The 24,147-nt window shown below is 65.0% G+C and carries 30 protein-coding genes; 16 read left to right on the top strand and 14 right to left on the bottom strand.

What is annotated here, in order from left to right:
* Positions 1-89 precede the first annotated feature (89 nt).
* Positions 90-2,012: an FAD-binding monooxygenase gene (locus ACVWY3_RS12465; RefSeq protein ID WP_456838709.1), complete on the bottom strand. Its 1,923-nt coding sequence runs from the start codon at positions 2,010-2,012 to the stop codon at positions 90-92.
* Between the two features lie 102 nt (positions 2,013-2,114).
* Here ACVWY3_RS12465 and ACVWY3_RS12470 point away from each other — a divergent pair, with 102 nt between their 5' ends.
* Together ACVWY3_RS12470 and ACVWY3_RS12475 are read left to right on the top strand one after the other, a co-directional pair.
* Positions 2,115-2,573 (top strand): MarR family winged helix-turn-helix transcriptional regulator, encoded by a 459-nt coding sequence (locus ACVWY3_RS12470; RefSeq protein WP_456838710.1) that lies wholly within the window; start codon positions 2,115-2,117, stop codon positions 2,571-2,573.
* A gap of 185 nt (positions 2,574-2,758) precedes the next feature.
* A complete protein-coding gene (locus tag ACVWY3_RS12475; protein WP_456838711.1) occupies positions 2,759-3,190 on the top strand; it encodes a COG4315 family predicted lipoprotein in 432 nt (143 codons plus the stop codon).
* Positions 3,191-3,208: 18 nt separating this feature from the next.
* Here the strand turns inward: ACVWY3_RS12475 and ACVWY3_RS12480 are convergent, their stop codons facing one another.
* Both ACVWY3_RS12480 and ACVWY3_RS12485 read right to left on the bottom strand, forming a co-directional pair.
* Entirely contained in the window at positions 3,209-3,406 is a 198-nt protein-coding gene (locus tag ACVWY3_RS12480) for a hypothetical protein (RefSeq protein ID WP_456838712.1), read from the bottom strand.
* A 151-nt stretch (positions 3,407-3,557) separates the two neighbouring features.
* Entirely contained in the window at positions 3,558-4,154 is a 597-nt protein-coding gene (locus tag ACVWY3_RS12485; protein ID WP_456843346.1) for a L,D-transpeptidase, read from the bottom strand.
* Between the two features lie 321 nt (positions 4,155-4,475).
* On the opposite strand from ACVWY3_RS12485, the gene ACVWY3_RS12490 reads away from it, so the two are divergent.
* From ACVWY3_RS12490 to ACVWY3_RS12500, 3 genes are all read left to right on the top strand, one after another.
* A complete protein-coding gene (locus tag ACVWY3_RS12490) occupies positions 4,476-5,480 on the top strand; it encodes a hypothetical protein (RefSeq protein ID WP_456838713.1) in 1,005 nt (334 codons plus the stop codon).
* Between the two features lie 190 nt (positions 5,481-5,670).
* Positions 5,671-5,943, top strand: coding sequence for a hypothetical protein (locus tag ACVWY3_RS12495; protein WP_456838714.1), 273 nt, complete (start codon positions 5,671-5,673; stop codon positions 5,941-5,943).
* A 56-nt stretch (positions 5,944-5,999) separates the two neighbouring features.
* Entirely contained in the window at positions 6,000-6,230 is a 231-nt protein-coding gene (locus ACVWY3_RS12500; protein ID WP_235546697.1) for a DUF6894 family protein, read from the top strand.
* On the opposite strand, the gene ACVWY3_RS12505 is transcribed toward ACVWY3_RS12500, so the two are convergent.
* Complete coding sequence (locus ACVWY3_RS12505; RefSeq protein WP_456838715.1) at positions 6,227-7,012, bottom strand: SDR family NAD(P)-dependent oxidoreductase; 786 nt, start codon at positions 7,010-7,012, stop codon at positions 6,227-6,229. The genes ACVWY3_RS12500 and ACVWY3_RS12505 overlap by 4 nt on opposite strands.
* Before the next feature lie 132 nt (positions 7,013-7,144).
* Between ACVWY3_RS12505 and ACVWY3_RS12510 the strand changes: the two genes are divergently transcribed.
* The 3 genes from ACVWY3_RS12510 (at position 7,145) to ACVWY3_RS12520 (ending at position 8,163) form a co-directional block, all read left to right on the top strand.
* Positions 7,145-7,537, top strand: coding sequence for a hypothetical protein (locus ACVWY3_RS12510; RefSeq protein ID WP_456838716.1), 393 nt, complete (start codon positions 7,145-7,147; stop codon positions 7,535-7,537).
* Between the two features lie 101 nt (positions 7,538-7,638).
* Positions 7,639-7,815, top strand: a complete 177-nt coding sequence (locus ACVWY3_RS12515; RefSeq protein ID WP_456838717.1) for a hypothetical protein — start codon at positions 7,639-7,641, stop codon at positions 7,813-7,815.
* A gap of 96 nt (positions 7,816-7,911) precedes the next feature.
* The gene (locus tag ACVWY3_RS12520) at positions 7,912-8,163 is read left to right on the top strand and encodes a hypothetical protein (protein WP_456838718.1); all 252 of its coding nucleotides are present in this window, start codon (positions 7,912-7,914) and stop codon (positions 8,161-8,163) included.
* 69 nt (positions 8,164-8,232) lie between these two features.
* Here the strand turns inward: ACVWY3_RS12520 and ACVWY3_RS12525 are convergent, their stop codons facing one another.
* The 5 genes from ACVWY3_RS12525 to ACVWY3_RS12545 all read right to left on the bottom strand — a co-directional run bounded on the left by ACVWY3_RS12525 (position 8,233) and on the right by ACVWY3_RS12545 (position 11,621).
* A complete protein-coding gene (locus ACVWY3_RS12525; RefSeq protein ID WP_456838719.1) occupies positions 8,233-8,418 on the bottom strand; it encodes a hypothetical protein in 186 nt (61 codons plus the stop codon).
* A gap of 242 nt (positions 8,419-8,660) precedes the next feature.
* Positions 8,661-8,942 (bottom strand): cell division topological specificity factor MinE, encoded by a 282-nt coding sequence (gene minE / locus ACVWY3_RS12530; RefSeq protein WP_456838720.1) that lies wholly within the window; start codon positions 8,940-8,942, stop codon positions 8,661-8,663.
* Positions 8,939-9,754 carry a septum site-determining protein MinD gene (gene minD / locus ACVWY3_RS12535; protein WP_456838721.1) on the bottom strand — a complete coding sequence of 272 codons (816 nt, stop codon included), beginning with the start codon at positions 9,752-9,754 and terminating at the stop codon, positions 8,939-8,941. The genes minE and minD overlap by 4 nt, the downstream gene beginning before the upstream one ends.
* A 19-nt stretch (positions 9,755-9,773) precedes the next feature.
* Positions 9,774-10,472, bottom strand: coding sequence for a septum site-determining protein MinC (gene minC, locus ACVWY3_RS12540; protein WP_456838722.1), 699 nt, complete (start codon positions 10,470-10,472; stop codon positions 9,774-9,776).
* A 144-nt stretch (positions 10,473-10,616) separates the two neighbouring features.
* A complete protein-coding gene (locus tag ACVWY3_RS12545) occupies positions 10,617-11,621 on the bottom strand; it encodes an ABC transporter substrate-binding protein (RefSeq protein WP_456838723.1) in 1,005 nt (334 codons plus the stop codon).
* 101 nt (positions 11,622-11,722) lie between these two features.
* On the opposite strand from ACVWY3_RS12545, the gene ACVWY3_RS12550 reads away from it, so the two are divergent.
* The 6 genes from ACVWY3_RS12550 (at position 11,723) to ACVWY3_RS12575 (ending at position 16,929) form a co-directional block, all read left to right on the top strand.
* A complete protein-coding gene (locus tag ACVWY3_RS12550) occupies positions 11,723-12,370 on the top strand; it encodes a TetR/AcrR family transcriptional regulator (protein ID WP_456838724.1) in 648 nt (215 codons plus the stop codon).
* Between the two features lie 85 nt (positions 12,371-12,455).
* A complete protein-coding gene (locus ACVWY3_RS12555; protein ID WP_456843347.1) occupies positions 12,456-13,226 on the top strand; it encodes an ABC transporter permease in 771 nt (256 codons plus the stop codon).
* Between the two features lie 25 nt (positions 13,227-13,251).
* The gene (locus ACVWY3_RS12560; RefSeq protein ID WP_456838725.1) at positions 13,252-14,289 is read left to right on the top strand and encodes an NAD-dependent epimerase/dehydratase family protein; all 1,038 of its coding nucleotides are present in this window, start codon (positions 13,252-13,254) and stop codon (positions 14,287-14,289) included.
* Positions 14,276-15,097 (top strand): GNAT family N-acetyltransferase, encoded by an 822-nt coding sequence (locus ACVWY3_RS12565; protein WP_456838726.1) that lies wholly within the window; start codon positions 14,276-14,278, stop codon positions 15,095-15,097. The genes ACVWY3_RS12560 and ACVWY3_RS12565 overlap by 14 nt, the downstream gene beginning before the upstream one ends.
* Positions 15,098-15,103: 6 nt before the next feature.
* A complete protein-coding gene (locus ACVWY3_RS12570) occupies positions 15,104-16,159 on the top strand; it encodes a dihydrodipicolinate synthase family protein (RefSeq protein ID WP_456838727.1) in 1,056 nt (351 codons plus the stop codon).
* Positions 16,147-16,929: an ABC transporter ATP-binding protein gene (locus tag ACVWY3_RS12575; RefSeq protein WP_456838728.1), complete on the top strand. Its 783-nt coding sequence runs from the start codon at positions 16,147-16,149 to the stop codon at positions 16,927-16,929. Before ACVWY3_RS12570 ends, ACVWY3_RS12575 begins: the two co-directional genes overlap by 13 nt.
* Positions 16,930-16,949: 20 nt before the next feature.
* Here the strand turns inward: ACVWY3_RS12575 and ACVWY3_RS12580 are convergent, their stop codons facing one another.
* The 3 genes from ACVWY3_RS12580 to ACVWY3_RS12590 all read right to left on the bottom strand — a co-directional run bounded on the left by ACVWY3_RS12580 (position 16,950) and on the right by ACVWY3_RS12590 (position 19,684).
* A complete protein-coding gene (locus tag ACVWY3_RS12580) occupies positions 16,950-18,041 on the bottom strand; it encodes a TRAP transporter substrate-binding protein (protein ID WP_456838729.1) in 1,092 nt (363 codons plus the stop codon).
* A 368-nt stretch (positions 18,042-18,409) separates the two neighbouring features.
* On the bottom strand, positions 18,410-18,667 hold the full coding sequence (locus ACVWY3_RS12585; protein ID WP_456838730.1) for a hypothetical protein: 258 nt from the start codon (positions 18,665-18,667) through the stop codon (positions 18,410-18,412).
* Between the two features lie 66 nt (positions 18,668-18,733).
* A complete protein-coding gene (locus tag ACVWY3_RS12590; protein WP_456843348.1) occupies positions 18,734-19,684 on the bottom strand; it encodes a DUF2778 domain-containing protein in 951 nt (316 codons plus the stop codon).
* 204 nt (positions 19,685-19,888) lie between these two features.
* Between ACVWY3_RS12590 and ACVWY3_RS12595 the strand changes: the two genes are divergently transcribed.
* Positions 19,889-20,326, top strand: coding sequence for a DUF1810 domain-containing protein (locus ACVWY3_RS12595; protein ID WP_456838731.1), 438 nt, complete (start codon positions 19,889-19,891; stop codon positions 20,324-20,326).
* A gap of 100 nt (positions 20,327-20,426) precedes the next feature.
* The gene (locus tag ACVWY3_RS12600) at positions 20,427-22,508 is read left to right on the top strand and encodes a methyl-accepting chemotaxis protein (RefSeq protein ID WP_456838732.1); all 2,082 of its coding nucleotides are present in this window, start codon (positions 20,427-20,429) and stop codon (positions 22,506-22,508) included.
* Here the strand turns inward: ACVWY3_RS12600 and ACVWY3_RS12605 are convergent.
* Both ACVWY3_RS12605 and ACVWY3_RS12610 read right to left on the bottom strand, forming a co-directional pair.
* Positions 22,505-23,095, bottom strand: coding sequence for an NADPH-dependent FMN reductase (locus ACVWY3_RS12605; protein WP_456838733.1), 591 nt, complete (start codon positions 23,093-23,095; stop codon positions 22,505-22,507). The genes ACVWY3_RS12600 and ACVWY3_RS12605 overlap by 4 nt on opposite strands.
* A 51-nt stretch (positions 23,096-23,146) precedes the next feature.
* Positions 23,147-24,097, bottom strand: a complete 951-nt coding sequence (locus ACVWY3_RS12610) for a helix-turn-helix domain-containing protein (RefSeq protein ID WP_456838734.1) — start codon at positions 24,095-24,097, stop codon at positions 23,147-23,149.
* Positions 24,098-24,147: the final 50 nt, after the last annotated feature.

A 24,147-nucleotide genomic window follows, 5' to 3' on the forward strand; every position in this document is an offset into this window, starting at 1 on the left:
ATCCGTCGAAAGATTGAGATGCACGCCGTACGCGGTTCAATATTCATTCGTCGTTCATCGGCGCAGCGCGCTGGGAGCGCTGTATGCCCTCAGCTCGCTTGCAGCATGAAGCCGTCGAAGTACGACGCAAGCGCAGCAAAATCATCGATCGGCAGCACGGTCGCGACATACTGGTCCGGCCGCACCACGACCATGCAGCCGGCCTTCCGGTCGATGCCGCGCATGGCGAACACATCGTGGCCGCTCTTGGAGTCGGCACAGAACATCTTCTCATAGTCGATGAGACCATAGCGGCCCTTGCGCGGGAGCAGCAGTGGCGGCATCGCCTCAATCGCCAGATCGCGATGATCCTGCTGGAAGACTGCACGCAGATCGATCACGCTGTCGATGTCGGCGCCAGCGGGCGTATAGCGCCGCACCGGCGATTCTTTCGCGCTGGTGAGGAAATTGCACAGCGCGCGAATGGCCGAACCCGCGGCCGCGGGATCTTCCGCAGGAGAAAACGCGTAGATCCGGAACCGGCCGTCCGCCTGCGCGGCATGGCCGAGATGCACCGGCTTGGCATCGCCGAGCCGGATCACCGGCGCAGAGTGAAAACGCTTGCCGATGACGAGGCCTCTAGCGAGGTGCTGATGTGAGGTCGCTGCGGTGAGGATCGATGGTCCATAATGCGTTGCCGTGCCCGCGGTGTAGCGGCCGTGCCTGACAAAATAGTCCTGCGTCTTGGCGGCATCGGCGCCGCCGGCCTTGGCAGCGGACGCCAAAATTCCTGCCCACTCACGGTCGAAATCGATCAGCTCCTTCGCCACCGCCTGGCGCTCGGCCGAATAGGAATGCAGCAGGTGTGGTGCGCACTGCTTGCGCAGCACCGCGGCAAGCTTCCAGCCGAGATTGAAGGCGTCCTGCATCGAGACGTTCATGCCCTGACCCGCTTTTGGGCTGTGGGTATGGCAGGCATCGCCGGCGATGAAGATGCGCGGCAGGCGCGTCGCGATCTCGGCCTCCGGCACGTCGTCGAACTTGTCGGTCAGGCGCTGGCCGATCTCATAGACCGACCACCAGGCGATCTCCTTCACTTCGAGCGTATGGGGTTTGAGGATCCGCTGCGCTTTCGCGATCACGTCCTCGGCGGTGATGTTGCGGTTGGCGACGCGCTCGCCGATTTCGAGCTTGGCGAGCTCGACATAGAGGCGCGCCATGTAGCCGCCCTCGCGCGGAATGATCAGCAGGCTACCGTCCTTCGCCGACTGGATCAGCGCCTTGAAGCGGATGTCCGGAAAATCGGTCACCGCCAGCACGTCCATCACGCCCCAGGCGTGGTTGGCGGAATCGCCATGCAGCTCGCGGCCGATCGACTTGCGCACCGTGCTGCGCGCGCCGTCGCAGCCGACGACGTAGCGCGCCTTGATGATCTCGACCTTACCCTCGCTTCCGGCATCGACGCGTTCGAGACGCACGGTCACGGCATGATCGGCGGGACCCGCGGCCGGATCGACCCCAAGATCGAGCAGGCGGCGGCTGTAATGCGGCTCGAGCTTGGCCGGCGATTTGCGCATGACGTCGAGAAAGCCGTCATGGATGCGCGCCTGGTTCAGGATGACGTGGGGGAATTCCGACAGGCCGTCCTCGACGTCCTGTACCCGGCCGCTGCGCACGATCTTTTCCGGCGTCCGCTCATCGGGCTTCCAGAACGTGGTCTCGTTGACCCAATACGCCTCCTTCAGCACGCGCTCGCTGAAGCCATATGCGTGGAACATCTCCATGGTGCGGCAGGCAATGCCGTCGGCCTGCCCGACCAGCAGCCGGCCCGGCTTCTGCTCGACGATGCAGGTCTTGACGTCAGGGAATTGCGCGAGCTGGGCGGCGAGCGTCAGGCCCGCAGGGCCGCAGCCGACGATGAGGACATCGACCTCGGCGGGCACCGCGCCGGCAGCGCCCGAAGCCTGCACGCGTTCGGCGGGATCGGCGATCTCGGGATCGCCCGGCTGAAATCCATTGAGATGGAATTGCATGAGCACCTCTCCCGGCAATGTTCTGTTTGGGTATTGCTCAGTATGCTGACTATCAGTATACTTGTCAACGCGCCATCGCTCTGCGTGCGAAAGGAGAATTCGGTGAAAGACCACAACGACATGCCCGGACATCTGGCGCGCCGATTCCAGCAGATCGCGGTGGCGGTATTTCTGGCCGAAGTCGGCGATGCCGGCTTCGACCTCACGCCGGTGCAATACGCCGCGCTCGCGACCATCAAGGCCAATCCAGGGCTCGATCAGGTGACGCTTGCCGGCCTGATCGCCTATGACCGCACCACCATCACCGGCGTGATCGACCGCCTCGTCCAGAAAGGCCTCGCCGAGCGCCGCGCGAGCCCTCGCGACCGCCGTGCCCGCGAGCTCGAGATCACCGACGAGGGCCGGCGCACGCTGCGCAGGATCACGCCGGCGGTGGAGTCGGCCCAGCGCACCATGCTGCGCGGCCTTACCGCCAAAGAAGGCGACGAGTTGGTGCGACTGCTGCGCAAGGCCATTGCCGCCGGCAATGAGCTCAGCCGCGCCCCGCTGCGCGAGGTCTAAAGTGTTTTCGCGCGAAGTGGGTGCCGGGTCGCGTCAAGAAAACGCGTCAAACAAAAAAGGCACAAGCCGGTATTGCTGTCTGCAATCGTCGCAGGCCTGCGAAACCTGGAACTAACCTTCGGCTGCTACCGTCGGCAACATTCGGCGCTTAACGCGCGATTAACTTTGCCGCTCGGGAGCTTGGAATGCGCAGATTGGTGATTTTTGCCGCGGCGGTCGCGCTCTCGACCGCTCCTGCGCTCGCGAACGGCCATGGCGGCGATGCCCCTCCTCCGCCGAAGCCCGAGGCGACCAGCGCACCAGCGAAGGTGGTCCTGACCAAGCAGGGTCCCAAGCTCGTCGATCTCAAGGGCATGACGCTCTACTATTACGAGCGGGACACCACAGGAAAGACCTCGAATTGCAACGGCAAGTGCACCGAAAGTTGGGTGCCGCTGGCAGCAACCGCCGATGCCAAAGCGGTCGGCGACTTCACCGTGATCAGCCGCAACGACGGCAGCAAGATGTGGGCCTACCGCTATCGCCCGCTCTATACGTCACCCGCCGACAAGGCGCCTGGCGATGCCAACGGCAACGCCACGACGTTGCAATGGCGCATCGCACGACCCGACGAATAAAGGGCGCCGGCAGATGGCTTAACGCCCCGACGTTCTGACGGTTTTCGCGTGCACACTGGAATCGACCGAGGCGTAATTCACCTCCGCATTCCAATGCATCGCCACAAAGAGCCCCATGCCGGCCACGAGCGATCCGTAAAAGCCGAGTGTCACGATCCGCCACCTGCGGACGACACGGCGATCAGTCTCATTCAATGAATGAAAGAATTTCTGCATGATGCCTCCAATGGCAACGAGCCATGGAGGCATAGCGCAACCGCAGCAAAACGGCTGTGAGGTATTTCACTCTTGACGACGCACCGATCGCGCGCGCCTTCACGCCTGAGTGAGCGCTGTGGCCGCTACGCTTCGGACCCAGTCCCGCGCCTCACCCGCGCCAGCCGGACCCGGCCTCGACTCGCGCATTCTGCCCGGGCGGCAGCACCACCACGGTCGAGTTGAGCTTCACGCGGTCGTAGAGGTCGATGACGTCCTCGTTGCGCATCCGGATGCAGCCGGACGAGATCGCCTGCCCGATATATTCGGGCTGGTTGGTGCCGTGGATGCGGTAGAGCGTGTCCTTGTTGCCGACATAAAGATAGATGCCGCGGGCGCCCAGCGGATTGGCGGGACCGCCGGGAACGCGCGCCGGATACGGCCCGAGCCGCGCCTGGATCTCTGCGGTCGGGACCCAGTCCGGCCATTCCGCGAGACGCCCGACACGCGCGACGCCGGAGAAGGCCATCGCCTCCTCTCCGACCGCGACGCCGTAGCGGATCGCCTTGCCCCCGGGCAGCACGTAATAGAGATAGCGCGCGTCGGTATCGACCAGGATCGTGCCCGGCTGCTCCTTGCGCGGATAATCGACGATGTGACGGAGATATTGCTCAGGCACGCTGGCCTGCGCGTAGGGCGTATGTGCGAGCAACTGCCGGTCGCGCGGCGTCATGCTCGCATCCGTCGACGGCGAGAGCGTTGCCTGCATGCAGCCGCCAAGCGGCAGCAAGGCAACGACGAACAGAGTGATCAGAGATTTTGGCACCACCGGCCCCCCGATAGCGCCCCCAGCCGTACGTACTAGATGCTGCCCAAATCGTGCTGAAAACAAGGCAGGCCGGAATTGCGCGTGTTCGATCGGGCGGGTTCCATCACCACAAACGGCGGAAGAGCGCCGCATCATCTCCACCACCCCGCCTTGCTTTGGTCAAACCCGACTGGACTCGTGCGTCATGGGACTTGGGAATGGGCTCACCTCAACGAATCGGCTCGCGCCAATGCGGACCAAGAGCGCTTCAAAGGAGCTGCGATGCTCGCGACGCTGAACAGCAAGCAAATCGTCGATGAGATCGTGAAGGACACGATCAAGGACAACGATCCGCACGACGCGGTTCAGATCTCTCCGGATATGGTGCGGGCTTCGCGGCCCATCAGCGTTTCTCCGACGCTGGCGCCCGATATCACGCTCCGTCCGGAGCCGAAGTTCGCACCGGAGCCCAAAATCAGCATCGTCTACGGCGCGCCAGCTGCCGCTCCGTCGGTCGACACCGCGGTACGCGTCGAGGCTGGCGATGGTCATGGCCGGCAGAAGCGATCCGCGGGCGGCAGATGGCTGCGCGGCGCATTCGTCGCGTGTCTGTTTGCCGGCGGCAGCGCGGCGGCTGCGATCGCCTGGGAGCAGCACGGCGACACCGCGAGGCAGATACTTGCGCAATGGACACCGGCACTCGCGCAATGGACACCCGCATTGGCCTCGCTGCTGCCTGCGACTTCGCAGACGGCGCCGGTCGCCGCTGCGCAGGCCGCCCCGCCCGCGACAGCTGAGGCTCCGCCGGCGGCGACCGATCAGATCGCCGATCAACCGGCCTCGCCGCCTCCACCTCAGCCTGCCGCCGCCACCGCAGCAGCGCAGCCCGATGCCACACAATCGATGGAGTCGATGACGCGCGACATCGCCGCGATGGCGCAGCAGATCGAGCAGCTCAAGACGACCGTCGCCGAGCTGAAGTCCGGCCAGGAGCAGCTGGCCCGCGAGATGACCAAGCCGCCCGCGCCGAAGCCCGTGGCCGAGGTCAAGCCGGTCGACCCGCGCGCACGCCTGTCTGCCATTCCGCCACGACCTGCACCGCCGCCGGTTCGCAAACCGAAGCCGGCCGTGTCGCACACCTACATGCCGGCCTACTCGCCCGCACCGCCACCGCCACCGCCGTCACAGGCGGCCGCAGCCCCGCCGCCGGCCCCACCTGTGACGACGACGCAGGCAGTTGCGGATGACGACGGACCTGTCGTGCGTCCGCCGATGCCGGTGCACTAAAGCATGATCCGGAAAGCGCGAAGCGGTTTCCCGAAAAGATAAAGATCATGGGCAAACAACAACCTAAAGCGCGATGAGGATTCAACCCAATCTCATCGCGCTTTAGACGCGCGCCAGCATCGCTGCACGCTGTCCGAGTCGAGCTGATGCGTTGAGTCCGGGTGATTACGGGAAGTGATGCTGACTCGTCATGGCCAAGGAAGCTTTCGTGAAGCAAATTTGCGCGACGAAAGCCTCAAGAGAAAAGGCCGTCGGGATCTATGCCGCCGGCCCTCTCTTGCAGCTGCCGGTTCCCGGAGCCCGGTTCTGCTGCAATTCCATCCCTCATGATCGCGTGGACATGTTTAATAAAATCTTAACGCCGCTGTTCATTGCTCATCATTTCTGCGCCTTAGGCACAGAGATTATGCGGCTTGTTCATCCAATAAATAACGACTCAGTGGTACGATCCAGCATGTTTTGAAGACTTGCTTCGAAGTCTTCGTTTGGGAATTTGGGTCGTCACACCGGAGAGTTCGGATGCCATACTACTCCTTCGATCTCGTGGTTGGTGAAGAGTTCAAGAACCAGGGTGGAATCATCCTCGAAGACATCGAGGTCGCTTCGGATCGCGCCGTTCAGCTCGCATGCGAGCTGTCGCAGGTGAAGCCGGAGCTGCAGCAGAAGGGTTGCGCGGTGCGCGTTACCGATCGCGATCACAATGAGGTCTATCGCACCCCGCTCGATCCCGTGCCGGCCTGGCAGCGCTAATCTCCCAGCTCCGGCGCTTCGAACCAGTTCGTCAGCGATAGTCCGCCGTCGACGACGAACGCTGCGCCGGTGACGTAAGCTGACAGCTTGTTCGAGAGCACCGTGAGCGCCATCGGCGCGAGGTCGTTTGCTTCGCCGAGGCGTCCGAGCGGAATGTGCTTCGCCAGCGAGGCGTCGGCGACGAACCCGCCGGCCGCGATCGCACCGGGCACCAGCGCGTTGACGCGGATATTGTGACGGCCAAAGGTCTTTGCGAGCTCCTTCACCAGCATCGCCATCCCCGCCTTCGCCGTCGAATAATGCGGCAGGTTGCGCGGCGTGCCCGCATGCAGCGAGGTGAGGAACAGGAACGAGCCGGGCCGCCTCAAATCGATCAGCCGTGTTGCGATCCCGCGCGCCAGATGAAAGCCGGCATCGAGATTGACGGCGTGCATCTCCTGCCACGTCCTGCGGTCGACCGCGAGCGCGTGATCGGCCTCGCGCCGCGGCGGCGAGGCGCTGTGGACGAAATGCGTGACGTCGCCCAGCACGGCATGTGCCGAGGCCAGCAGCTCGTCGCAAGCCTCGAGCTGCGCGAGATCGCCGACCCAGGGCACCGCCAGCTCAGGCGTTTTGCTTGCGCCGATCGCGGCGCTCACCCGCTCCGCGCTCACATCCGCGAACATGGTCCGGATGCCCTCGCCAACCAGGCCCAGCGCGATCGCCCGGCCGATGCCGTTGCCGGCGCCGGTGACGAGCGCGGTGTCGTGGGCGGGATCGAACGGCGTGCTGAACAGGCTCATGTCGCTCTCCGTGGCCGGGGGTACCGGCTACGATAGCGCACCGCATCGAGGCGCCACAATTACATCCCGGCACCATTGCGGAGCGGCGCGCCGGACGCTAGCCTTTCCAAAAATCGAGGAGGTAGCCCAAGAATGCGCACCGGTTTTCTGATCGCAGGTCTGTTGTTGATCGCTGCGCCGGCCCAGGCGGGCGATGCGCCAGTCCGTTCGACCTATGTGACGATGGTCTTGCAGGCCTTCGCCGCCAAGGTCGAATGCCCGGGCACCGATCTCGTCTATCAGGACCTGCTGCAGAAGGCGCAGCAGATGCACCTGCCCGACGGCACCACCGAGAAGGTGCGCAAGGCGATCGCCTGGATGCACACCGGCGGCAAGATGGGCGAGAAGCAGGACGACGATCTGATGGCCGAGGTCGCGGTGGCGACGCAGGCCACCGACATGGATCAGCGCCGCCTCGGCATGCCCGGCTGGTGCGAGGCGCAGAAGACCAATCTCGCCGGCCTGATCCGCAGCAAGGGCGGCTAGCGCGGCTCCGCCCGGCTTTGCCGGTGAGCCTCGGCGCGCCCTCCGAGTCCAATGCTTCGAGCTGAGGACAAGGCGGGAGGGGCCATGCCAACCCATATGCCTTGGACGCGCCGGATCGCGGCCGTTGCGGTGATCGTCGCCGCCAATTTGGCGCTCCCTGCCTGAAAGCCAAGACCATTGAGGACAATTACGAGTTCTCGGTGCAGCCGGGCGTGATCGGCTGGCTGCGCGCCTGCGCCCGGCGCAACGCGATTCCCATCGAACCCGCCGAGCAATGAAGCGGCGTTAAGCATCGCGCGGCGGAACTGCCGCGCTGGCAAATATTCGTCACAATCGTCAGGAGCATGCGGCCTGCTTCGAACAGGAGAACCCTCATGCGGATTGCCTATCTCGTTTTCGCCGGAGCTCTCGTGGCCGGCTCCGTGCTGACTGCCCCGGCGCTGGCGAAGAATTCCGACGTCCAGAAAGGCGAGGACAAATCGGCCTCGTCGTCATCGTGCAGCGCCTATCAGCAGGCGCCGGATGGATCCTGGGAGCAGCTGCCCTGCAAGGAGACCGGCGAACGCGCCCAGCCGCAGACGCAGCACAAGTCCGGCGCGCAACGCGCCGATCAGCGCGAGCGCTGAGCCACCCGGACGCCCGGAACTGGCAAGCCGCGTCCTCGATATGGTCAAGGACGGAACGTGCGGAGCTGATCAGCCTTGGGTGGGCCCGCGCATGATCTTCATGGCGCCCTCGATGTGACGCCATTCCTTGGCCTCTTCGGCCTCGCCGCGGCTCTCGCAGGCCTGGGCCTGTTCGGCGGCTTTCGCAATCGCAGCGAAACCATGTCGTTCCAGCATCTGCCGCGCGACGGTGTGGACCTGGACCTCGGACATCATGGGCGCTTCTCCCGCTTGCAGAAGCCACGGGACATCACTCGGCTGTCCCGCACGCTTATGACAACGATCAGGCCCGGCCCGCGTTCCGCACGGGTCCACACCCGCGCAAGAACAAAGGCGGCCCACCAATGCCCGGCGGACCGCCTTTTCACCCACCCCAAGAAACCTACCCCAAGAAACCCACGCCAAGAAACCTATACCAAGAAACCTACACCAAGATTGGCAGCTTTCGGTCAGGTCCCCTACCCGACCGCGACCCTCTTGCGCTCGATATCGTTGGGCACCTCGATATCGACCTCCAGGGTCGACACCTCGTCGCCGCGCTCGAGCCGGACGATGACCTTGGTCGGATCCAGCGTGACATGTCTGGAGACGACGGCGAGGATTTCCTCACGCAGCACGCCGAGCAGATCGGGCTGGCCGCGCAACCCGCGTTCATGTGCAAGCAGGATCTGCAACCGTTCGCGGGCGACGGGTGCGGAGGCTTTGTTGCCGCGGAGAAGTCGAAGCAGACCCATGCTCATGCAGCCCTCCGTCGCAGCAGACGATCCATCAGACCCCTGCGCTCGGCGGGAACATGCATCGCCACGCTCTCACCGCAGAGGCGCTTGGCCGCGTCCATATAGGCCCGCGCCGGCGCTCCATCCGCGTTCGAGAGCGTCACCGGCGTGCCGACGTTGGAGGCCTTCAACACGTCCTGGCTCTCAGGGATGATGCCGAGCAAGGGCGTTGCGAGGATTTCCAGGATGTCGTCGATGGTCAGCATCTCGCCGCGCGCGGCACGCGAGGGATCGTAGCGCGTGATGAGAATGTGCTTCTCGACGCGCTCGCCCTTCTCGGCCCGTACGGTCTTGGAATCGAGCATGCCGATGATGCGGTCGGAATCGCGCACCGAGGAGACTTCCGGATTGGTCACGATCACGGCCTCGTCGGCAAAGCGCATCGCCATGGAAGCGCCCCGCTCGATACCGGCCGGACTGTCGCAGATCACCCAGTCGAAGCGGCTGCGCAGGTCGGCGATAACCTTGCCGACGCCCTCCTCCGTCAGCGCGTCCTTGTCGCGCGTTTGCGAGGCGGGTAGCAGCCAGAGGTTCTCAAGCCGCTTGTCCTTGATCAGCGCCTGCGGGAGTTTCGCGACACCCTGGACCACGTTGATGAGGTCGAACACCACGCGGCGTTCGGCGCCCATCACGAGGTCGAGGTTTCGCAAGCCCACGTCGAAATCGACGACGACGACCTTGTCGCCGCGCTGCGCCAATGCAGCGCCTAGTGCTGCGGTCGTCGTGGTCTTGCCGACGCCGCCCTTGCCTGATGTCACGACCAGTACCTTGGCCATCTCAAAAATCTCCTTCTGGTCAGTTCAGTGCTGTAATTCGCATGGTATTCCCCTGCAGCCAGGCCTGCGCCGGCTTGCCGCGCAAGGCGGCGTCGATGTCGTCCGCAGTCTGGTAAAACCCGTCAATTGCAAGCAGTTCGGCCTCGATCTTCTGACAATAAATCCGCGCGCTCGTGTGCCCGTTGACGCCGGCCATGGCGCGGCCGCGCAGCGCGCCGTAGACGTGGATGGAGCCGCCGGCGACGATCTCGGCGCCCGAGCCGACCGAGCCGAGAATGGTGACGTCGCCTTCGGGAAAGATCACGGTCTGGCCGGAGCGCACCGGCGCCTCGAGCAGCAGCGAGGTCGGCTTGGCCTCGGCCTTAGCTTCAGCCTTCTTCGGCGCGCTCGGCTCGACCACGCAGCTGCGCCCGCCCGAGAGCAGCGGCGGCATGGCCGCCGTCAGCCGCGATTCGTCCACGCCCTCGATCCCGAGCACGCGGATGCCGCGGTCCTGGAGGCTGGTGAGCAGATGGCTGATGCCGGACTGGCTGAGGTCGACCGAGGACAGGTCGACCACCACCGGCCGGCCCGCAAAGAAGCCAGGCGAGCGGGCAATGGTGGCGTCGATCTCCTGGAGCCAGTCCTGGATCGGAACCGTCGGCACGAACACGAAGGCCACATAGGAGCGCCCGCGCAGGCGCACCATCTGGCGTTGGACTTTTGCTGCAGCCTCCATGACGGCCGACTCGTTCCCCGTTATTGAATGGTTAACGATGCGGCCGATTTGGTTAACGGCCGGTTAACTCCAGGGGAGGCACCGGGCGGGATGCTATGCCGTCATCCTGTGGATCACACCATCAGGCGCCGCTAGCGGCGCCGGCTACTTCTTCACCTTGCTCGCATCCATCTTGATATCAGGATCCAGCATCTTCGTTGAAAACGCCGTGCTCACGTCGAACGGCTTCTCCATGCCCAGGTAGGTCTGGACCAGCTCATAGTCCTTCTTCATGCGGTCGCCATCGATCCAGCCGAGGCCCTTGGTGGTCGTGAACTCGTCGGTCATCAGGAACTTGATGCGCTCCCATTGGCGCTCCTGGTTCTCCTTGTCGAGGCCGGAGACCTGATCGAGCAGCGCCTTCAGGCACGGCGTGACGTCGGCGACGCAGGCCGCGAAGGCCTTCTGCGAGATGCGCACGAACTCTTCGACGAGCTTGGGGTTTTTCTGAAGATAGGCGCCGTTGACGATCAGCGAATTGCCGTACGGATTGAGCCCGATATCCTTCCAGTTGATGTAACCGAGGTCCTGACCGAACTCGATCACCTTCAGATCGTGCTCGTTGTAGAAGTCGCTGATGATGTCGACGGTGTGGCTCTTGAGGCCCGCGATCTTGGCAGTCGGGCCGATATTGACGAAGCTGACGGAGTCAGGCGCGATCCCTGCGGCCTTGGCGAACGCCGGCCACATCACCCGCGAGGCATCGCCGGGCGGATTGCCGATCTTGTGGTTCGGGAAGTCCTTCACGCCGTTCACGCCGTAGCTCTTCAGCCAGTAGAAGGTCTGCCCGGTATTGGCGTAGATGCTCATCAGCGCGACATCGTCGGCGCCCTTGCTCTTGGCGACCAGCATGGTGGCGAGATCGGCGATGCCGAAGGGCGAGCCGCCGGAGCCGACCTTGGCAGCGGAGACGCCGGAGCCCTTGCCGACCTCGATGGTGAGGTCGATGCCGGCCTTCTCGTACCAGCCCTGCGCCTTGGCGTAATAGAACGGCGAATGGTCGGCGGTTGGCGTCCAGTTCAGGATCAGATTGACCGCCTCGCCCGCGCTGGCCGGGACCGCCGCCAGGCTGAGCACCAGCGCCACAACAGCCGCCTGCAAACGCTTCATCGCATCTCTCCTCATTGTCTGCGACCCGGCTTGTCGCTCTCCCCATGTGAGGATACCAATGCAACAAGGCCGCCCTCAAGTTGTCAACTGTTTGGTTGGAAATGCCCGCAAAACGTTCAGGCGACACCGTGCCGCAGCGGCGCGACCCCGTCGCTACCCGCAACAAGCTGCTCACGGCGGCGCGGCTGGAGTTCGCCAAGCACGGCTTTGCCGGCGCCCGCGTCGACGAGATCGCCGAGCGCGCCGGCGTCAACAAGCAGCTAGTCTACCATTATTTCGGCGACAAGGACGCGCTCTATCTCGCCGTGCTCGAATGGGTCTACGCCGACATCCGGGAGCAGGAGCGGCAGCTCAATCTCGAAGGCCTGCCGCCGGAAAAGGCGATCCGGAAGCTGATCGAGGCCTCGTTCGATTACCTCGCCACCAACCCTGATTTCATCGTGCTGCTGAACGACGAGAACCGCGGCGGCGCCCGTCACGTCCGCGGCTCGACGCGGCTGGAGGCGATGCACTCGCCGCTGGTCCGCAGCGTATCCCACATCCTGCACGAGGGCGTCCGCGCCGGCGTGTTCCGAAAAGGGATCGACCCGATCCAGCTCTATATCTCCATCGCCGGCCTCAGCTATTTCTATCTCTCCAACACGCCGACGCTGTCCGCGATCTTCGGCAAGGACCTGTCGAGCCGGGCCGCGCGGCGCGCCCGCCGCCGCCACGTCGCCGACCTCGTGCTGCATTCGCTCCGGGCGTAATCAACCAACTGGTTGAAACTTACCCCTAGGACGGTTAAGCTGACGACCAGCGGCATCCGTCGCTGCTGGCAACAGGGAGCAAATGGTGGCAGGAGACGCAGCCCGCACCTCGCGCAGCTTTGCGGTTGTCCTGATCGTGCACCTCGCCGTGCTCGTCCTATGGCAGGTCGCGGTCGACGCCTTCCACGTGCCGAAATTTATCCTGCCCTCCCCGCTGGCGACGATTCAAACGCTGGGAACCGCAAGCTATGCCTGGGGCGCCAACACGCTGGTGACGGCCATCGAGATCCTCGGCGGCTTCGCGCTCGGCGCCTTCGTCGGCGTAGCGCTCGCGGTGATCTTCAGCTGGGCGCCGCTCGTCAGCCTCGTGCTGCTGCCGCTGTTCGTGACCTTGAACATGATCCCGAAGGTCGCGCTCGGTCCGCTCTTCATCGTCTGGTTCTCCTACGGCATCGTGCCGAATATCCTGATCGCCTTCAGCATCTGCTTCTTCCCGATCCTGCTCACCACCGCGCGCGGCCTGCGCGAGGTCGAGCCTGACCTGCTCGACCTCGTCAATTCGCTGCGCGGCTCGCGCTGGACGCTGTTCCGCAAGATCCAGCTGCCGGGATCGCTGCCTTACGTGTTCTCCGGCATGAAGGTCGGCGCCATCCTCGCCGTCGCCGGCGCCATCGTCGGGGAGTTCATCGCCTCCGAGCGCGGGCTCGGCTATCTCATGATCCAGGTGCAGTCATCGCTCGACACGCCCGCGATGGTAATGGCCGTCGTGCTGCTCACTCTGCTCGGCGTCGCTCTCTATGGCGTGGTCCTCACCCTCGAACGCATGTTCGTGATCGGCGATGCAAGACAAACCTGAAACGGCAGACTTGAAGGATAGAACCATGCTGCTCACCCGCGAGAATCTGCCGAAGACCATCCCTGATATCGCGGCACTCGACGATCTCCTGTGCCGGCCGACGCAAGCGCTGATCGACGACCTCAATAAGGTCGAGGGCGACATCATGATCCTCGGTGTCGGCGGCAAGATGGGCCCGACGCAGGCGGGGCTCGCGAAAGCCGCCGCGCCAGATCGCCGCGTCATCGGCGTCGCCCGCTTCAGCGAAGCCGGCGTCAAGGAGTGGCTGCACGCGCGCGGCATCGAGACCATCAACTGCGATCTGATGGACGAGAAAGCCATTCAGGCCCTTCCCAAGCCGCCGAACATCATCTTCATGGCCGGCCGCAAATTCGGCGCCGAGGGCGATCTGTCGCTGACTTGGGCGATGAATGCGCATGTGCCGGCGCTGGTCGCGCAAGCCTTCCCGTCGTCGCGGATCGTGGCGTTCTCGACCGGCTGCATCTATCCCTTCGTCCCCGTCGACGGCAAAGGCTCGAGCGAGGAGATGGCGCCGAACCCGCCAGGCGAATACGCGCAGTCCTGCGTCGGCCGCGAGCGCATGTTCGAGTATTTTTCGCGCAAATTCGGAACGCCCGGCCGGCTGTTCCGCCTCAACTATGCGATCGACATGCGCTACGGCGTGCTGCACGACATCGCCACGAAAGTCCTGAACGGCATTCCAATCGACGTCAGCCTCGGCCATGTCAATTTCATCTGGCAGGGCGATGCGTCCGCGCAGGCGCTGCGGTGCCTTGCGCATTGCACGGCTCCGACCTCGCCGATCAATGTCAGCGGCCACGAGATCTTGGCCGTGCGCGATCTCGCGCAAAAATTCGGCGCCCGCTTCGGCCGCGCGCCGGTGCTGACGGGCAAGGAAGAGCCGACGGCGTGGCTCACTGATACGTCCAGGGCTGTCGAGCTGTTCGGGCTGCCCGTCGTCGACACGGAGCAGCTGATCGCATGGACCGCTGACTGGGTGTCGCGCGCCATGCCGAGCCTCGGCAAGCCGACCAAATATGAGGTGCGCGATGGACGCTACTGACGCTCCGCCCATCCTCAAGCTCGGCGTCGCCGACGCGATCGCCGGGCTCGCGCTGTCGGCGGAGGCGCATTGGAACCAGACCGAAGAGGACTGGCGCATCTTCCTGCGCGACGGCATGGTGTTCGGCATTCGCGACGGCATGCGGCTGGTCGCGACCGCCGCCCTGCTCCCATACTCAGGCAACAACGCCTGGATCAGCATGGTGCTGGTATCGGCCCCCCACCGCCGCCGCGGCTTTGCCACCCGCCTCGTCGATGCCTGCCTGGAGACGGCGCGCAAAAACGCCCTGACCAGCTGGCTCGACGCCACGCCCGACGGCGCCGCCGTCTATGGACCGCTCGGTTTCACGCCAACGCTGCAATTGCGCCGGCTCAAGCTGGTGAAGCCGGCGCAGGCCGCCGCCCCGGCGCCGTCAGCCGCAACGCTCAACGCGCTTTGCGCACGCGATCGGCGCGCCACCGGGTTCGACCGGACCGCGCTCCTCACCGCCTTCGCCCAACGCTCCGGCTCGCGCATCGTCGCAGCGAACGGCGCCATCGCGCTGGTGCGCGACGGCCGGACCGCGCGCCATATCGGCCCATTATTCGCTGACGATGCCGAGGACGCGCTGGCCCTTGTCCATGCGATCGCGCACTCGGAGCCTCGCCCCCTCCTGATCGACGCCGTCGCACCGCAAGCCGCGTTCCTGGAAGGATTGACCGCATCGGGCTGGACCATCGAACGGCCGTTCCAGCGCATGCGGTTCGGCCCTGCCACATCAGCGGGCGACGAAATGCCATTCGCCGTCGCCGGCCCCGAATTCGGATAGGACATCATGCACCACAGCCAGATCAACGCGGACGTTCGCAAGCTGATAGCCGAAGGCACCGTGCTGCCGGCGCACCCGCTCGCGCTCACCGCCGGGCGTCAGCTCGACAAACAGCATCAGCGCGCGCTGACGCGTTACTACATCGACGCCGGCTCCGGAGGCCTTGCCGTCGGCGTGCACACCACGCAATTCGCGATCCGCGATGTCGGCCTGTACCGGCCGGTGCTGGAGCTTGCCGCCGAGACAGCCGCGAACTGGACCAAGCGGCCGCTGGCGATGGTCGCCGGCCTTGCGGGCCCGACCACGCAGGCCGTCAGTGAAGCCCGTACCGCGCGCGACATCGGCTATCACGCCGGCCTGCTCAGCCTCGCCGCGATGAAGAGCGCCTCCGAGGACGAGATCCTCGCGCATTGCGCCGCGGTCGCCGCTGAGATCCCGCTGGTCGGCTTCTATCTCCAGCCGGCGGTCGGCGGCGTCATCCTGTCGAGCCGGTTCTGGCAGCGCTTTGCTTCGATCGACAATGTCATCGCCATCAAGATCGCGCCGTTCAACCGCTATCGCACGCTCGACGTGCTGCGCGGCGTTGCCTCCGCCGGCGCGCTCGACCGCGTCGCGCTCTACACCGGCAATGACGACCACATCCTGCTCGATTTGATGCTGCCGTTCGATCTGCGTGACAAGGGCATCACCACGCGCACCTATTTCAAAGGCGGCCTGCTCGGCCACTGGTCGGTCTGGACCGCGAGCGCGATCAAGCAGTTCGAGCGCTGCAAGGCGGCGCGGTACAAGGACAGCGTGCCGGCCGACCTGCTCGCGCTCGATGCCCGCGTCACCGACTGCAACAGCGCCTTCTTCGACGTCGCCAACAATTTCCACGGCTGCATCGCCGGATGCCATGAGATCCTGCGCCGCCAGGGCCTGATGCAGGGCCTGTGGTGCCTCGATCCGGACGAGGGCCTCAGCCCCGGCCAGAAGGAGGAGATCGACCGCGTCACGCGCGAGCACGCCGACCTCAGCGACGACGCGTTCGTGGCGGCCAATTTGAGCAAATGGCTGGCATGAGCTCCGAGGCCTTCATCAGCCTGCAAGGTGTCCGAAAGGTCTACCGGACCGGCGGCGCCGAATTCCTGGCGGTGTCCGACGTCACCATGGACGTGCAGGAAGGTGAGCTGGTCTCGCTGGTCGGCCCCTCCGGCTGCGGCAAGACCACGGTGATGAAGATTCTGGCCGGCTTGCACAACGCCGACGGCGGCCGCGTGAACATCGGCAACGCCAAAACCCCGTTCGATCCCACGCGCGACATCGGCATGGTGTTCCAGCAGGCGCTGCTCCTGAAATGGCGCACCATCCTCGATAACGTGCTCTTGCCGGCCGAGATCGTCGGACTGCCGATGAAGGCCGCGCGCGAGCGGGCGCGCGACCTGCTCAACCTCGTCGGCCTCGCCGGCTATGAGCAGAAATATCCGCAGCAGCTCTCCGGCGGCATGCAACAGCGCACGGCGATTGCGCGCGCCTTCGTGCACGATCCTAAGCTGATCCTGATGGACGAGCCGTTCGGCGCGCTGGATGCGCTGACGCGCGAGCAGATGAATCTGGAGATGCTGCGGATCTGGCGCGAGAGCGGCAAGACCATCATCTTCGTCACGCACTCGATCCAGGAAGCGGTGTTTTTGTCGTCGCATTGCGCGGTGCTGACCGCGGGCCCGGCGAAGATGGCGGATTACTTCGCAATCGACCTGCCCTTCCCGCGCGACCTGCCGCTGAAAACGACGGACGCGTTCGGCGCCTATGCAAGGCGCATTTACGCGAAGCTGGGGCTGGGCGCGGCGTAAACACCGCGCCCTCCTCGCACTCAGCCCTTGTTGCGCATCTTGCTGAGCAGATAGTTGTCGTAAAAGTTCTCCGCGATCTGCGTATAGAACAACAGCTCCCTCATATACGCATCGTGGCTCTCCTTGGTGCGCTTGAACAGGTCGCTCTTGGCGGCGAGCTCGTTCAAATGCTCCTGGGTCGCGTTGTAGCAGGCCTCCAGCACCGGCTGGGGGAATGCCTTCAACTCCGCGCCATTGGCGATCAGCCGCTTCAAGGCCGCCGGATTCACGCTGTCGTATTTCTCGAGCATCCAGGCGCCGGCGGCGGACGCAGCCTGGTTGACGATCGCCTGATAGTGCTTCGGCAGGCTCGCCCATTTCTCGTCGTTGACGATCATGTGCAGCATGGCGCCGCCTTCCCACCAGCCGGGGAAGTAATAGTACTTGGCGACCTTCTGGAAGCCGAGCTTCTCGTCGTCATAGGGGCCGACGAATTCGGCGGCATCGATCGAGCCCTTCTCCAGCGCCGCATAGACATCGCCGCCGGCGAGCTGCTGCGGCACGATGCCGAGCCGCGCCAGCACATGGCCGCCCATGCCGGCGATGCGGAATTTGAGGCCCTTGAGATCGTCGACGGTCTTGATCTCCTTGCGGAACCAGCCGCCCATCTGGGTGCCCGAATTGCCGCAGAGGATGGCGTGCGCCTTGAATGGCTTCAGCGCCTCGTTCGTGAGGTCGGCGCCGCCGCCGAAAAACCACCAGGACTCCTGATGGCGATGATTCATGCCGAACGGCGCGCCGGTGGCGTAGGCCAGCGCCGGCTCCTTGCCGATATAGAAATAGAGCGGCGTCTGCGCCATCTCGACCGAGGCGACGCTGACGGCGTCGAGCGCCTGCAAGCCCGGGACGAGTTCGCCGGCCGCAAAAGTCTGGATCTGGAATTTGTTGTCGGTGGCGTCAGCCACGTATTTCGCGAAGGTCTGGGCCGTGCCGTAGATGGTGTCGAGCGACTTCGGGAAGCTCGAGGTCAGGCGCCATTTGATCTCGGGCGAGTTCTGCGCGATCGCAGGTGCGGCCACCAGCGTCGTCGCGCCCGCAACCGCGCCGCCCTTGAGGAATGTACGGCGTTTCATGATGAGCTTTCTCCCTAAATCAAGCTTTGAAATGTATGGCCTTTAGTCAGCCCAGGGCCTTGGTCTTGGCCGACCGTTTGCCTGTTCCTGAGGCAGACTTCAAGCTGCGAGAACGCATAGCGCCCGGCCATCGGCCGCCAAATCAGCGCATCGAGCCAAGGACTTGCCGAGAACGCCTCAGGCGTCGTCGAGGAAGACCAACAGCGCACGCTGCTGTCGCAACATGGTCCTCTATCGGCACCATACCGTATTGCCATCTGGGTCCCGCCTCTGCGCCGCAACGCTTCAGGCGTTGCGGCTTGTCCGGGATACGAGAGCGACGAATGCCCTCACCTCCACACCCGCAAATGATGAAAGAGACGCTCCGCTCAGAGCAGCTTCGCGCTCACGAATAGCGCCCGCACGGCGTTGGTCGCCTGCACCGCGAGCATGGCATTGTCGGCGGCACCTTCGAGCGCCACGACGGCGTCCTCGTGCAGCGCTCGGAATTCCATCCACTCGACGGACTTGTAATTGGTGAGGAACTGATAGGCCTGGCCGACGGTCGCGATCGCCAGCGTGTCGCCGTTCAGGCGAATCTTGAACGTCGTGCGCAGCGGAGTTTCGGATTTTGATGGATCACTCATGGGCTGCTTCTGGACGATGACGGCTTAACGAAGGGAGAACGGCAGCCCCGCCGCACCTGGCGAATATCAGGAATCGGTGCTGGCGCGCTGCGAAGCCGTTGCCGATCTGCCCAGGCTCGGCACCACGACGAGGCGGTTGAACTCGCCATTGTCCCACGACTTGAGGAAGCGGTCATAGTCCTTGATCGAGACGCAGCCGTTGGAATCGCCGCGCGGCCCGAGCATGTAGTTGTGGGTGAGCAGGCCGACGCGGCCGAGTGCGCTGGTGCCGTCAGTCGGCGTCATGCGCAGCGCCCGGACGCCGTGGAACAGCTTTTCGCGCGGCTTCAGATCGTAGGTCGCCGGCGGGGTCGCGCCGACCATGCGCTGGTCGACATGGTCGGGGTCGTCCATCAGCGCGCCCATGCCCGAATGCGCCTCCAGCGCGACGCCGCTCGGCAGATAAACCGCCTTGGCCTTGATGTCGTAGACCGCGGTGCGCGAATCGTAGCCGAGGGCGGCGAGATCAGGCGCCTTGGCGAACAGGCCGTCGCCGGGGGTCAGCGAGGCGAGCTTGATCTTGTCGGTGAATTTCTCGAAGAAGTTGCGGTTATCGACCTTGGGATTGGTCTCGGCATAGGCTTGGCTGGAGGCGACCTGGGAGGCGAAATCGGCCTGGACCGGACGCGAGCGCGGCATCGGGACGGCGTCGGCGCGCTGCGCGGGCTTCGGCTCCTCGACGGCATGCCGGTCGTCATCAGTCAGTGTCGAGCGCCACTCGTCGCCCTGGAGCTTCTGGGCGAGCATCGCCTTGGCATCTTGCAGCTTGAGCTGCACCGCATTGAGGGCGGAGCGCTCGATCGACCGCAGGCCCAAATCACGGGCGGGCGGATTGCCCGAGAGCGATGCGAAGCGATCGTCAAACGAAGGGGTATTGGCGGGCGGCAAGGCGGCGGTGACCAGCGGGGTCGAGTCGCCGATATCCGCAACCCAGGCGGCGGCGCCGAGCGCCACCGCGACGGCGGCCAGGGACAGCAGTATCGTCTCGGTCCGCCCAATACGGCGGCGCGACGACAACAGCCTCTCGGCGCGTACGCGGTCGGAAACCATTAGATCCCCAAATCGACCCCCGGGGGACCCACCCCCACCCGGAGATTCTCTATACCAGCTACCACATTGGGAGCCAAAAGTTAGGCATAATCGCGGCCGGCAAGGGCCCGTCGAGGCGTCTCAAGGTATCCCATGACCGATCCTTTCGATCTAGAGCGCTTCGTCCGGGCCCAGGATCCGGTTTTTCGCGCCGTCCGGGAGGAGCTGGCCCGCGGGCGAAAGCAGAGCCACTGGATGTGGTTCGTCTTCCCGCAAATCGCCGGTCTCGGCTTCAGCGCCATGTCGCAGCGCTACGCCATCGGCTCGCGCGCGGAGGCCGAGGCCTATCTCGCCCACCCCACTCTCGGCCCGCGCCTGATCGACTGCACGCGTCTCGTGCTCGCCGTCGAGGGGCGCACCATCAACGCCATCCTCGGCGCGCCGGATGACGCCAAATTCCGCTCCTCGATGACGCTGTTCGGCGCGGTGTCCGATCAGCCCATTTTCGGCGAGGCGCTCGCCCGGTACTTCGCAGGCGAGCGCGAGGGCGCGACGCTGGCGATCCTCGCGGCCCTCGATCGAAAAGCGTAGGCACCGCTGCCTGCTCGGCCGGCAGCGTAAACCGGCAATTAACACGGCCCGCCTATTTTTCGGAGAATATCTTTCTCCCGTGCCAATTGCCGGACTGCCCATGAAAATCGGAACGCTCCTGACCACCGCCATCGTCTCGTTGTCGACCGTCGGCGGCGGGCTCGCCGTCTACGTCGCCGTGACGAAATACCAGACGATGGAGCGTATCACCGAGGCGCAAGGCCGGCTTGCGATCGTCCGCGCCGTCAGCGACATCCCGCGCTATCTCAACCCCGAACGGGGCTATTCCACCAACATCCTCTACGGTCCCGCCACCATCGATCCCGCACTGCTTGCCGAGCAGGACAAGTTGCGCAAGTCGACCGATGGCGCGCGCGACAAGATGAACGCGCTGCGCAAGGAGCTGCCCGGCCCGTTCGACGACGGCGCCACCATCGGCAGCAATATCGACGGTATCAATGCGAAGTTCACGGCTTTGCGTGAGGCCATCGACAAGGCGCTGGCCGGGCCGGCCGAGGCGCGCAAGGACGCGGCCAAGAAGATCGTCGCCGACAATGCCGTGCTCAACGGCGGCGTGACCGCGCTGCTCAACGAGCAGGTCCGGCGCATGGCGATCCTCAATGGCGACGCCTACCGCCAGGCCAGCTACGCCAATATCGCGATGACGCTGCGCGACGTCGGCGGCTTCAATTCCAGCCTGCACAAGAATCTCGTCGGCGGCAAGAAGCCGGCGACCGATGCCGAGAAGGCGGACATCAGCCGCTCGCAAGGTCGCAACGATCAGATCTTGATGTCGCTGCTGGAATTGCGCGGCAATCCGGCCACTCCGGCGAACGTCGCCGCGGCGCTCGAGAAGTTCAACGCGATCTATGTCGAGGAGTTCGGCCGCGAGCTCAAGCTGGTGAAGGACGGTGCCGTCACCGGCAAGTACGAGCACGACATGGACACCTATTACGCCTCGACGCAGCGCGGCCTTGGCACCATCATCGAGGTCCGCGACGCCTTCTACGACAATGCCGAGCAAATCCTCGCGGGTGCCTCCTCCGCCGCGCGCACCAGCTTCACCATCGCTCTCGTGGGCCTCCTCGCCGTGCTGATCGCGAGCATCGGCCTCATCGTGACAGTCCGCCGCCGCGTCTGCGCCCCGATCGTCAGTCTCACGACGCGGATGTCGCGGCTGGCCGACGGCGAGGTTGCCGAAGAGATCCCCGGTGCCGCGCGCTCCGACGAGATCGGTGCGATGGCTGCGGCCGTCCAGGTCTTCAAGGACAACATGATCCGCGCCGACCGCCTCGCCGCCGAGAAGCAGGCCGAGAACGACGGCAAGATGCGCCGCGCCCAGGCGCTCGACGAACTCACCCGCGCCTTCGAGGCCAAGGTCACCGAGCTGGTCGGCGGTCTGTCCCACGCCTCCTCCACCATGGAAACCACCGCACAATCGATGACCGCGACGGCGGCCCAGACCAACAGCCAGGCCGCCGTCGTTGCCGCCGCGTCGCAACAGACCTCGACCAACGTGCAGACGGTCGCCAGCGCCACCGAAGAGCTGACCTCCTCGATCACCGAGATCGGCCGTCAGGTCGCGCAGAGCACCGAGATCGCGGCCCGCGCCGTCGACAATGCCCGCCGCACCGGCGACACTGCGCGGGCGCTCGCCGAGGGCGCGCAGAAGATCGGCGACGTCGTCACGCTGATCCAGAGCATCGCCGAGCAGACCAATCTTCTTGCTCTCAATGCCACGATCGAGGCCGCCCGCGCCGGCGATGCCGGCCGCGGCTTTGCCGTGGTGGCGTCCGAGGTGAAATCGCTGGCCGGCCAGACCGCCAAGGCGACGACCGAGATCTCCGAGCAGATCACCGCGATCCAGACCGCGAGCGACGAGACCGTCGCCGCGATCCGCAACGTCGCCGACGTCATCGCCGAGATCGACCAGATCGGCACCGCGATTGCCGCCGCGATCGAGGAACAGGGCTCTGCGACCAAGGAGATCGCCCGCAGCGTCCAGGAGGCCGCGCGCGGCACCCAGGAGGTCAACACCAACATTTCAGGCGTGCAGCGCGCCGCCGACGACACGGGCGCGGCTGCCAGGGAAGTGCTGGGCGCGGCCGAGCAGCTCTCGAGCCAGTCGCGCGACCTCGCCGGCCAGTTCGACCGCTTCCTCAGCGAGGTCCGGGCGGCTTAGTAAGGCGGCGCCTTGCGCGCCCGCTGCGCCTTGGCGGCCTCGATCCACCAGGCGAGATCATCGGCAAAGCGCGGGAATGAACGCTCCAGCGCCTTGCCGCCCTCGCCGATCGGCTCGCTCTCGGCCGACAGCGTCTGTGCGATCGGGCCGACACCGATGGTGCTCGAGATCACCACCATGCCCATCTCCGACAGCGTGCCGTGCCAGGCGGTGGAGGCACGCGCGCCGGACAATCGGCCGGCGGAATAGCTCACGATCGCGGCCGGCCGCCAGAACCACTCCTCCAGGAAATGGTCGGTGAGGTTCTTCAGGCCGGGCTGGATGCCCCAATTGTATTCGCCGGTGACGAAGACGAAACCATCGGCGCCGCGGATCTGCCCGGCCAGCTTCTCCAGCGCCTCGGGCGCGGAGCCCCTGGGGTATTCCTTGTACATGCGGTCGAGCATCGGCAGGCCGATGGCCTTGGCGTCGATGAACTCGACCTCCTCTCCGCGGCTGCGGAGGCGATCGATCACGAAATTCGCAAGGCGGATGCCCATGCGGTCGGAACGGTAGGAACCGTAGAGGACGAGGATGCGATTGCTCATGGCCGGCACGTTAGCACGAAGCGGCGGGCCGTTCCCAACCGATTTGAGGCGCTATCGTTTTCGTCTGAGCTCCAGCGTCTGTGAGGGGGTCTCGCCGAACTGGTTGCGATAGCTCCTGGAGAAGTCGCTGAGATGCCAGAAGCCGAAGGCGAGCGCGACGGCCTTGACGCTGTCGGCTCCGCCGCCCAGCAGCCGCTGGCGCACCAGCCACAGCCGGCGCAGGCGCAAGTAGCGGTGCAGGCTCATGCCGCGATAGCGGCGGACGACGTCATGCATGGTGCGGACCGGCACGCCGAGCTTGCGCGCGATGTCCTCGCTGTAGATGGGTTGAGAGAGATCGCCGGAGAGCAGCGCGCGAATATCCTCGAAGATCCTGAAGTTGCGCGCGTCATTCGGCCACACCGTCCATCGTGCCGGAACGACGTCGGCGATGGCCGCATCGACGGCAGCGAGCAAGGACTCCCGCATCGCAGCCGCCTTCATCGGCACCGCGGCGGCATCGACGGGTTCGGAGGCGGCCGCGACCACCTCCGTGACGGTTCGCCGCAACCGATGCAGCGCCTGCTCGCTCGTCTCGAACAGCTTGAAGCTCGACTTCGCTTCCGGCCAGCCACGATCCCTCACTTCCGGCCTGAACACGACGGAGCCGACCTGACGCTGAACCTCCTCGACCGTGTTGTAGGCCGCACCGCTGCTGCCGACGACGATGACCGCGCGATCCCGCTGCGCGCCGTTGAAACGAATGGGCACGTCGAGATCATCCATCGCGAAACCGATCGCCGTGCAATCGTCAACAAGCTGCGCATCCACGACGCGCGGAAACGCGCGCGTGACGTTCACGTCGCAGCCGGGCAGATGCAGGATAATCTGCTCGGTCGCAATCCTTCGCACCAAAGGCGTGAACTCGATGTTCAGCCCGCGTATCGAACTGCGAAACTCGTCGACGTCGTAGAACCGAAATATCTTTGGCGCCAGCAATGGCGCATCATCAATGCTGCTCATGACAATGAAAAATCGCGTCCTGAACGACGCGCGTCCGCAATAGCGCCGAT

Source organism: Bradyrhizobium sp. USDA 4486 (genome assembly GCF_054057995.1).

Coding starts and splice junctions, on each gene's coding strand:
- ACVWY3_RS12520 (WP_456838718.1), top strand. CDS start 7,912: ATGCGGATTGCCTATCTCGTTTTCGCCGGAGCTCTCGTGGCCGGCTCC.
- ACVWY3_RS12585 (WP_456838730.1), bottom strand. CDS start 18,667: ATGAGTGATCCATCAAAATCCGAAACTCCGCTGCGCACGACGTTCAAG.
- ACVWY3_RS12580 (WP_456838729.1), bottom strand. CDS start 18,041: ATGAAACGCCGTACATTCCTCAAGGGCGGCGCGGTTGCGGGCGCGACG.
- ACVWY3_RS12500 (WP_235546697.1), top strand. CDS start 6,000: ATGCCATACTACTCCTTCGATCTCGTGGTTGGTGAAGAGTTCAAGAAC.
- ACVWY3_RS12565 (WP_456838726.1), top strand. CDS start 14,276: ATGGACGCTACTGACGCTCCGCCCATCCTCAAGCTCGGCGTCGCCGAC.
- ACVWY3_RS12610 (WP_456838734.1), bottom strand. CDS start 24,097: ATGAGCAGCATTGATGATGCGCCATTGCTGGCGCCAAAGATATTTCGG.
- ACVWY3_RS12465 (WP_456838709.1), bottom strand. CDS start 2,012: ATGCAATTCCATCTCAATGGATTTCAGCCGGGCGATCCCGAGATCGCC.
- ACVWY3_RS12575 (WP_456838728.1), top strand. CDS start 16,147: ATGGCTGGCATGAGCTCCGAGGCCTTCATCAGCCTGCAAGGTGTCCGA.
- minE (WP_456838720.1), bottom strand. CDS start 8,942: ATGAGCATGGGTCTGCTTCGACTTCTCCGCGGCAACAAAGCCTCCGCA.
- ACVWY3_RS12505 (WP_456838715.1), bottom strand. CDS start 7,012: ATGAGCCTGTTCAGCACGCCGTTCGATCCCGCCCACGACACCGCGCTC.
- ACVWY3_RS12525 (WP_456838719.1), bottom strand. CDS start 8,418: ATGATGTCCGAGGTCCAGGTCCACACCGTCGCGCGGCAGATGCTGGAA.
- ACVWY3_RS12560 (WP_456838725.1), top strand. CDS start 13,252: ATGCTGCTCACCCGCGAGAATCTGCCGAAGACCATCCCTGATATCGCG.
- ACVWY3_RS12600 (WP_456838732.1), top strand. CDS start 20,427: ATGAAAATCGGAACGCTCCTGACCACCGCCATCGTCTCGTTGTCGACC.
- ACVWY3_RS12545 (WP_456838723.1), bottom strand. CDS start 11,621: ATGAAGCGTTTGCAGGCGGCTGTTGTGGCGCTGGTGCTCAGCCTGGCG.
- ACVWY3_RS12490 (WP_456838713.1), top strand. CDS start 4,476: ATGCTCGCGACGCTGAACAGCAAGCAAATCGTCGATGAGATCGTGAAG.
- ACVWY3_RS12510 (WP_456838716.1), top strand. CDS start 7,145: ATGCGCACCGGTTTTCTGATCGCAGGTCTGTTGTTGATCGCTGCGCCG.
- ACVWY3_RS12495 (WP_456838714.1), top strand. CDS start 5,671: ATGGCCAAGGAAGCTTTCGTGAAGCAAATTTGCGCGACGAAAGCCTCA.
- ACVWY3_RS12570 (WP_456838727.1), top strand. CDS start 15,104: ATGCACCACAGCCAGATCAACGCGGACGTTCGCAAGCTGATAGCCGAA.
- ACVWY3_RS12595 (WP_456838731.1), top strand. CDS start 19,889: ATGACCGATCCTTTCGATCTAGAGCGCTTCGTCCGGGCCCAGGATCCG.
- ACVWY3_RS12475 (WP_456838711.1), top strand. CDS start 2,759: ATGCGCAGATTGGTGATTTTTGCCGCGGCGGTCGCGCTCTCGACCGCT.
- minC (WP_456838722.1), bottom strand. CDS start 10,472: ATGGAGGCTGCAGCAAAAGTCCAACGCCAGATGGTGCGCCTGCGCGGG.
- ACVWY3_RS12605 (WP_456838733.1), bottom strand. CDS start 23,095: ATGAGCAATCGCATCCTCGTCCTCTACGGTTCCTACCGTTCCGACCGC.
- ACVWY3_RS12480 (WP_456838712.1), bottom strand. CDS start 3,406: ATGCAGAAATTCTTTCATTCATTGAATGAGACTGATCGCCGTGTCGTC.
- ACVWY3_RS12550 (WP_456838724.1), top strand. CDS start 11,723: ATGCCCGCAAAACGTTCAGGCGACACCGTGCCGCAGCGGCGCGACCCC.
- ACVWY3_RS12485 (WP_456843346.1), bottom strand. CDS start 4,154: ATGCAGGCAACGCTCTCGCCGTCGACGGATGCGAGCATGACGCCGCGC.
- minD (WP_456838721.1), bottom strand. CDS start 9,754: ATGGCCAAGGTACTGGTCGTGACATCAGGCAAGGGCGGCGTCGGCAAG.